This window comes from Parafrankia soli (genome assembly GCF_001854695.1).
GTDB classification, from domain to species: Bacteria; Actinomycetota; Actinomycetes; order Frankiales; family Frankiaceae; genus Parafrankia; species Parafrankia soli.
The window spans coordinates 59484-67145 of sequence record NZ_MAXA01000002.1 but is presented as its reverse complement, the minus strand read 5'-3'; the positions used below and the strand labels follow the sequence as shown (position 1 = coordinate 67145).

Annotated in this window: 5 protein-coding genes and 1 pseudogene; 3 read left to right on the top strand and 3 right to left on the bottom strand. The window is 72.8% G+C overall.

The window, feature by feature from the left end; genetic code table 11:
• Positions 1-343, top strand: a pseudogene (locus tag BBK14_RS37995) (alpha-amylase); the annotation flags it as partial.
• A 136-nt stretch (positions 344-479) separates the two neighbouring features.
• Complete coding sequence (locus tag BBK14_RS02095; protein WP_020462784.1) at positions 480-899, top strand: globin; 420 nt, start codon at positions 480-482, stop codon at positions 897-899.
• A gap of 101 nt (positions 900-1000) precedes the next feature.
• Here BBK14_RS02095 and ettA read toward each other — a convergent pair whose 3' ends face one another.
• Positions 1001-2683: an energy-dependent translational throttle protein EttA gene (gene ettA, locus BBK14_RS02090; protein WP_071059540.1), complete on the bottom strand. Its 1683-nt coding sequence runs from the start codon at positions 2681-2683 to the stop codon at positions 1001-1003.
• A 194-nt stretch (positions 2684-2877) separates the two neighbouring features.
• Here ettA and BBK14_RS02085 point away from each other — a divergent pair, with 194 nt between their 5' ends.
• A complete protein-coding gene (locus BBK14_RS02085) occupies positions 2878-4263 on the top strand; it encodes a DUF1254 domain-containing protein (RefSeq protein WP_071059539.1) in 1386 nt (461 codons plus the stop codon).
• A gap of 39 nt (positions 4264-4302) precedes the next feature.
• Here BBK14_RS02085 and BBK14_RS02080 read toward each other — a convergent pair whose 3' ends face one another.
• Positions 4303-6591: a phospholipid carrier-dependent glycosyltransferase gene (locus BBK14_RS02080; protein ID WP_071059538.1), complete on the bottom strand. Its 2289-nt coding sequence runs from the start codon at positions 6589-6591 to the stop codon at positions 4303-4305.
• Positions 6592-6644: 53 nt separating this feature from the next.
• A complete protein-coding gene (gene ssb / locus BBK14_RS02075) occupies positions 6645-7499 on the bottom strand; it encodes a single-stranded DNA-binding protein (RefSeq protein WP_235014290.1) in 855 nt (284 codons plus the stop codon).
• Between the last annotated feature and the right edge of the window lie 163 nt (positions 7500-7662).

The following is a 7662-nucleotide window of genomic DNA, read 5'->3' as shown; positions in this document are numbered from 1 at the left end:
GCCGGGCGGCGCGGCCGAGCCGGGCGGCGCGGCCGGGCCGGGCGGCGCGGCCGAGCCGGGCGGCGCGGCCGAGCCGGGTGGGCCGGGGCACTCGGGCGAGCCGGGGCGGCCGGCAGACACGCGGCCCGGGTTCCGCTGGCGGGACGATCTGCCCGCGGACTGCCTGGCCTTCGACCGGACGTCCGCCGCCGACGCCCTGACCTGTGTGATGGCCACACGGAGCGAGATACGCCTGGAGATCGCCGGCCGGCTGGTGCTGGCGAGCGGGCCGGTCGGCTACGACGGCGCGACGCTCGTCCTGCCGCCGGACACCACCGCGTGGGTCATCCCCCGTTCGGGTTGATCCACCCGGCTACCGCCGCACGGCGGACGTCCACCGCCCGTCGAACCGCTCACCTCGGCAGACCCGGCCACGACCACCACCGGGCCGAACGTCCCGTCGATCGAGGTCGGGGCCGCGGCCGGGGAGCGGCCGTCCAGTGGCGCAGAATGGACCCGTGAACCAACCGTCACCCGCGCGACCACGCGCAGACTTCTACGAGGCCGTCGGCGGCGAGGCGACGTTCCGCGCGTTGGTGGCCAGGTTCTACGAGGGGGTGGCCAGCGACCCGGTGCTCCGGCCGCTCTACCCCGACGAGGATCTGGCGGCGGCCGAGGAGCGGCTGCGACTGTTCCTCATCCAGTACTGGGGCGGGCCGACGACGTACAGCGAGCAGCGCGGCCATCCCCGGCTGCGGATGCGGCACGTGCCGTTCGCGATCGGCCCGGCCGAGCGGGACGCCTGGCTGCGCATCATGGAATCCGCGGTCGACAGCCTCGGTCTCGCCCCGGAACACCGCGCCCAGCTCTGGGACTACCTGCTGATGGCCGCGAACTCCCTGCAGAACCGCCCGGGCTGATCCTTCCTGCACCCGGGTGCCATGCCGGGTCCCGGCCCACGCGTCGAGGGCCGGGAAGTCAGTCGACTTCCCGGCCCTCGACGGTCACGGTCTCGTGGGAGCTAGTCGCGGGTGAGCTTGCGGTACGTCACCCGGTGCGGGCGGGCCGCGTCCGCGCCGAGCCGCTCGACCTTGTTGGTCTCGTAGTCGGCGAAGTTGCCCTCGTACCAGAACCAGCGGGCCGGGTCGGCCTCGGTGCCCTCCCAGGCCAGGATGTGCGTCGCGACCCGGTCCAGGAACCACCGGTCGTGGGAGACGACCACGGCGCAGCCCGGGAACTCCAGCAGCGCCTCCTCCAGCGACCGCAGGGTCTCCACGTCCAGGTCGTTCGTGGGCTCGTCGAGCAGCAGCACGTTGCCGCCGCGCTTGAGGGTCAGCGCCAGGTTCAGCCGGTTGCGCTCACCGCCGGAGAGCACGCCGACCGGCTTCTGCTGGTCAGGACCCTTGAATCCGAACGACGACACGTACGCCCGGCTCGGGATGTCGGTCTTCCCGACGACGATGTGGTCCAGCCCGTCGGAAACGATCTCCCACACGTTCTTCTTCGCGTCGAGACCGCCGCGGGACTGGTCCACGTAGGCGATGTCGACCGTCTCGCCGATCTGCAGCTCGCCGGAATCCGGCGACGCCTGGCCGACGATCATCGTGAACAGCGTGGTCTTGCCGACGCCGTTCGGGCCGATCACGCCGACGATGCCACCACGCGGCAGGCTGAACGACAGGTCGTCGATGAGCACCCGCTCACCGAAGCCCTTGGTGAGCTTCTTCGCCTCGATCACCAGGCTGCCCAGCCGCGGGCCGGGCGGGATCTGGATCTCCTCGAAGTCGCGCGGCCTGGCCTTGTCCGCCTCGGCCGCCAGTTCCTCGTAGCGGGCCAGTCGGGACTTGCTCTTGGCCTGCCGCGCCTTCGGGTTCGAGCGGACCCACTCGAGCTCCTGGGCGAGCGCCCGGCGGCGCTTGGCGTCCTTCTGGCCCTCGACCTTGAGCCGGGACGCCTTGTTCTCCAGATAGGTGGAGTAGTTGCCCTCGTAGGGGTGGGCGCGGCCGCGGTCGAGCTCGAGGATCCAGCCGGCGACGTTGTCGAGGAAGTACCGGTCGTGCGTGACGGCCAGCACCGCCCCGGCATAGCGGGCCAGGTGCTGCTCCAGCCAGGCGACGCTCTCCGCGTCGAGGTGGTTGGTCGGCTCGTCCAGCAACAGCAGGTCGGGCGCCTCGAGCAGCAGCTTGCACAGCGCCACCCGGCGGCGCTCACCACCGGAGAGCGCGGTGACGTCCGCGTCGCCGGGCGGCAGGCGCAGGGCGTCCATCGCCTGGTCGATCTGGCTGTCGAGCTCCCAGGCGTTCGCCGCCTCGATCTTGTCGATCAGCGCCGCCTGGTCGGCGAGGAGCGTGTCGAAGTCCGCGTCGGGCGCGGCCATCTTCTCGTTGATCTCCTCGTACCGGGCGAGCACCGCGCGGATCTCGCGGACGCCGTCCTCGACGTTGCCGCGGACGTCCTTGGCCTCGTCGAGCCGCGGCTCCTGCGCGAGCATGCCGACCGTGTAGCCGGGGCTCAGGATCGCGTCGCCGTTGCTCGGGTGGTCGAGGCCGGCCATGATCTTGAGCAGCGACGACTTCCCGGCGCCGTTCGGCCCGACGACGCCGATCTTCGCGCCGGGCAGGAACGCCAGAGTGACGTCGTCGAGGATCACCTTGTCGCCGTGGGCCTTGCGGGCCTTGCGCATCTGGAAGACGTACTGCGCCATGCGTCAACCCTAGGGCATGGCGCCCAGAAGCCCCACGGCGGTGATCCCATCGCGGGCCACCGGCGGTTCCACCGTGAGCCGCCGGCGGTCCCGCCCGATGTTCAACCGGGCACGAATCGGGTACTCCCCGGAGTCGGGCGAGCACCATCGGCCATCGGCCGAGTGTCGGTGGGCCGGGGCTCCCGGGAGGCCACATGCGAGCGGATGACCAGCGAGTCGGACTTGCCTGCGAGGCATTCTTCTTCGGGTACCCCCTCGTGTGCGCGGTCCGGCAGATCATCAGGATCGCCCACGACGGGCTCGGGCCGATCGAGCCGGCCGGCTTCAACGCCTTCGCCCACGAGACCGACCCGCCCGGTCCGCACTCACACTTCCTGCACGTCAGCCCGGACGTCCTGGTCTCGCTCGCCCAGGTCGACCTGAGCCCCGGGCCCCTGGTCCTGCACGTGCCGCCGACTCCCGGGCGCTACCTCGTCCTGGAGTTCTACGACGTGTGGCTGAACGTGTTCGCCTATCTCGGCACCCGGGTCACCGGGGACGACGGTGGCGACATCCTGCTGCTCCCACCCGGCACTGCGGACGCTCCCGGCACAGCGGACGCTCCCAGCACGGCGGACGCTTCCGCGCACGACCGCGTGGTCGAGGCGCCGTCGCGGGTCGTCAGCATCATCGCCCGGTTCGGCTACGGCGGGCCGGCGGACCTGCCCGCCGTCCGGGCCCTTCAGGACACGCTGACCCTGCGCCCGCCCGATCCGGGCGCGCGGCGGCCGGAGGGGCCACCGGACGGCTCCAAGCGCGTCTGCGACGACCTGCGCTTCTGGGAGGAGCTGCGAACCTGGCTGCACGCCTTCCCCCCGCCGGCCGCGGAAGGCGACTACGCCCGCCGGTTCGAGGCGCTCGGCCTGCTGACGGACCCGTCCCCGTACATCGACCCCGATCCGCGGCTCGCCTGGTCGCTGCGCAGCGGCCTGCGCACGGGCCGGGACGAACTGGAACGGCTCGCCGCCGCCGGCCGCCGGGCCCATCAGGGCTGGGTCGGCACCCTGCACGAGGCCGACTACAACCTCGACCGGTTCGGCCCGGGCGTGCTGGACGACCGGCACTGGGAGATCCCGGACCGGGCGCAGGCCCGGATCGCCCGTGCGATGGCAGCGCGCCGGCCGCTCGGCATCGTCCACGCCTACGAGTCGACGTCGGCGTGCTGCTCGGTGGACGCCGACGGGCGCCACCTCACCGGCGCGCACAGCTACCTGCTCCGCCTCCCGCCACCGGCGGTCGACGCGTTCTGGACGGTCGCGATGTACGACGAGCCCGAGAGCTACCTCGTCGACAACCCCCTGCACCGGTACGCGATCGACAGCCGGGACGATCTCGTCCACGCCGCCGACGGAACCGTCCCGATACTGATCCAAAGCGACGCTCCGGCAACGGAGACCGCGACGGACGCCGGTGCGGCGATGCCGGTGAACTGGCTGCCGGCCGCGACGGGTGACTTCCGGCTGACGCTGCGGATGTATCTGCCCGGCAAGGAGGTACTCAGCGGCACCTACGCCCCGCCACCGATCCACCGACTGGCCTGACTGTCACAACAGCGCGCCGCGGATCAGGCGCGATGCGGATCAGGACAGCGCGATGCGGACGGCGGGCCGCGGGCCCTGGCCGGTCTCGTCCACGTGGGCGCTCGGTGCGAGGACTGCCACATCGCCCGGCTCCGTCCCACCGGCGTCGGCGCCGCTGGGATCCTCGGCGAGGACGGGGATCACCTGCCGGTCGACGGTCCGCGCCCGGCCACCGGACGCCGGGGTGGCCAGCAGCGACACCGTCACGGACGTCCCCGCCCCGGGCACCTTCGTGATCTTCGCCCGGCCGGCCGGGCGCCCGGTGGCCACGCCCGCCGGAGATCCCCTGGTCTCGCCGCCACCGTAGATCACGACCTCCGTGACGTCGTCGGTGTCGAGGCCGTCCGCGTCAAGGGTGAGCCGCGCGGTCACGGGCCCGTTCGCTGAGACCGGGTAGGTCAGCCGGACCCCACCGGCTTCGAACACCAGCTGGGCCGCGCGCGTCCCGCGCGGCGGCGCGTCCACGCTGACCTCGACGCCGACCGTACGGCCGGTGGCCACCGTGAGCGCGTCCACCCGCGAGCGCGTCACCGAGCCCGGGGACCGGTTGTAGGCCGGCGGCATGCGGAGCAGGTACGGCGTGCGGTCGGGGTGGTCGGCGACGACCTCCAGGTCGGCCACCCCCCGCGAGACGGCGAACAGCAACGGCCCGTCACCGTCGGCACCGTCGAGATCGGCCCCGTTGGTGGTGACCCCGCTCGGATGGCCCAGGTAGGGCGGGCTGGCAGCCACCAGTACCAGGGACCGCCCGGGCAGGGCCCGCAGCATCGCCGCCAGGTCACGGTCGTGGTCCGTCATCGTCGCGTTCGCGTCGATCGCGCCGACGAGGACGAACGTCGTCAGCCCGACGACACCCGCGGCGCACACCCCGGTCACCGCCCGTGCCGCCCGCCGCCGTGACCAGCCGGCGAGGTCGACCAGCCCGCGCGCGCCGAGGTGCACGAGCCCGATCAGCACAGGCATCAGGTAGAACGGCCCGACGTATCGGATGCCGCCCCACAGCTCCGCCGCGTTCCACGCCCCCCAGAAGCCGATGTAACCGACCACGAACAGCACCGTGCCGACACCGAGGGCGTACCCCGGCCCATTCAGCCGGCGCCGCGCGGCCGCCACGATCGCGGCCACGGCGAGCACCACCCCGCCGCAGGCCCAGCCACCGAGCAGCCAGAGATGATCCCCGACCGACGCCAGGCCGTCACCGAGCCCGAAGTCGTGCCCGCCGTCCGACGGGTACAGCCTGCGCACGCCGAACCCGAGCTTGTCGTCCGATTCGAGCAGCGCGAACGGCAACCTGAACGGGCTGCCGGTCGCCGCGGCATTGGACGCCAGCAGGATCGCGGCCGGGAGCACGAGCCCGGCAGCCGTCCAGCGCAGGGCCCACCCGAGCCGCCCGGACCTGCGCGCCGTCACGATGCCCCAGACCGCCACCGGGCCGAGCAGGAGGACCACGTCATATGGCCGCACCGCCACGGCCACGCCGACCGCGAGCCCCGCTCCGGCAAGCGCCCGCCCGCCGCGCCGCGCGGAGCGCCGACCGCCATCGCTCGGCCCGCCGGCTCTCAGCCCGCCGGCTCTCAGCCCACGGAGCAGGCCGAGGAACGTCAGCTCCATCAGCACGAGCACCGGCAGGTAGCTCAGCACCAGCGCGCTCTGCACGATCGCCAACGGGGAGAAGGCCAGCAGCGTCGCGGCCAGCGCCGCGACCCTCCGCTCCCCCGCCAGCTCGACACCGAGCAGGTAGGTAACGATCACCGCCGCCGCCGCGATGACCGCCAGCACCGGCGAGACGCTGCCCGTCAGCATGAGGCCCAACGCGAACAACCCCGGGACGAACGGTGTGTACTTCAGAACGAAGTGATCACCCGAGATGGCGGCGAGCCAGGGTGCGTACGACGCGGCTGGATCAGGCGCAGACGGAAAGAGGTGGCCGTCCGCCAGCGTCCGGGCGTGCAGGAGGTAGATGACCTCGTCGTTGTTGACCGACAGGTACGGGAACAGGTTGTGCCGCAGCAGGACGGCCACCGTCGCACTGGCCAAGGCCAGGACCGCCACGTACCGGCCGGCCGTGCTGACCGCCTGGCAGCGACGCCACAGCCGCCGGGGCAGCGGCTCAGGCGTCACGATCAGGCGGTCCGGGACGACCGTGCCGATCTGGTCCGCGGATGCCTTGCCGATCCGGTCGGACGGCTCGTCCGGCGCGGAGACCGCGCCGGCGCCGGGATCACTCGACCTGCTCACCCTCGGCACGGTACCGAGCGACCTGGACCGCCCTTCGGCTGGTGGCCCCATCGGTCACCGCATGTCGGTCAGACCCGCCCATTACGCGATTGCCGGCGACCCCACTATCCGAAGGCCCCGCCCAGCCCCAGCAGACGGACCTCGCCGACGACGTCAGCGAGGCCGAAGGTGACGCCTCCGGAGGAGGCGGAGGTGCTCGGGGTGCGGAAGGCCGGCGTCGTGAGCTCACCGCCGCGCCCGCGCTCCGTGAACAGCGAAGCCGGCGTCGGGCCGGTCTCGGACCACCCGAGGGGCGCCGCTCCGGCGGCCTGCGCGCTGCCGCCGACCGGCGCGGAGTCGACCGGGACAGAGTCGCGCGAGACGGCATCGACCAGGTCCGACCCCGCCGGCGTGAGCCCCGGCCCACCGGTGGTGGGGGTCTCGACGGCCAACTGCCGGACCGCCTCCGCGGGAACCAGACCACCGGCTCCCGTTGCCCCCGCACCGACGCTCTCCTCCACACCGCCGCCGTCGAGGTCGGTGGAGTCGGCACCGAAGGGGTCAACCGGGTGCTCGCCCGTCTCCGGCAGCGGAACCTCGTCAGCGGGGCCGGCCCCGCGCGCGACCCGCCGGACGTCGACCGGACGCCAGGTGAGTTCCGCCGCGACCGCGTCCGCGTCGATCTCGTAGGTGACCCGCCGGTCGCCGTCCTGCGTCTCGAAGTTGTTCTGCCGCAGGCGGCCGACAACGAGCGCCCGGTCGCCCCGCGACAGGCTGACCGAGACGTTCTCGGCGAGCTGACGCCAGCAGGAGACGCGCAGGTAGAGGGTGTTGCCGTCCACCCAGCGCTGTTCGGAGCGGTCGTACCGGCGCGGCGTGGAGGCGACGCGGAAACCGCAGACGGAGACACCGCTGGCGGTCACCCGCAGCACCGGATTCTCCACGAGGTTGCCGATCAGTGTGATCGTGGTGTCGAGCATGGAAGGCTCCTTGGCGAACATCTCGGGGACAGGGAGACGACCCGGAGGACGGCGGCCCACCACAACGGACCCGGAGGTCCAGGCGGCGAGAGCTGGCCGGCCGCGCACCCACGCCATCACTCTGCGCCGCCGTCCACGTGATGGGAACCTGTTCTTGTCAGCT

Excerpts from the sequence above, each read along its gene's own strand:
- ettA (WP_071059540.1), bottom strand. The coding sequence starts at position 2,683 with ATGGCGCAGTACGTCTTCCAGATGCGCAAGGCCCGCAAGGCCCACGGC.
- BBK14_RS02085 (WP_071059539.1), top strand. The coding sequence starts at position 2,878 with ATGCGAGCGGATGACCAGCGAGTCGGACTTGCCTGCGAGGCATTCTTC.
- BBK14_RS02080 (WP_071059538.1), bottom strand. The coding sequence starts at position 6,591 with ATGGGGCCACCAGCCGAAGGGCGGTCCAGGTCGCTCGGTACCGTGCCG.
- ssb (WP_235014290.1), bottom strand. The coding sequence starts at position 7,499 with ATGCTCGACACCACGATCACACTGATCGGCAACCTCGTGGAGAATCCG.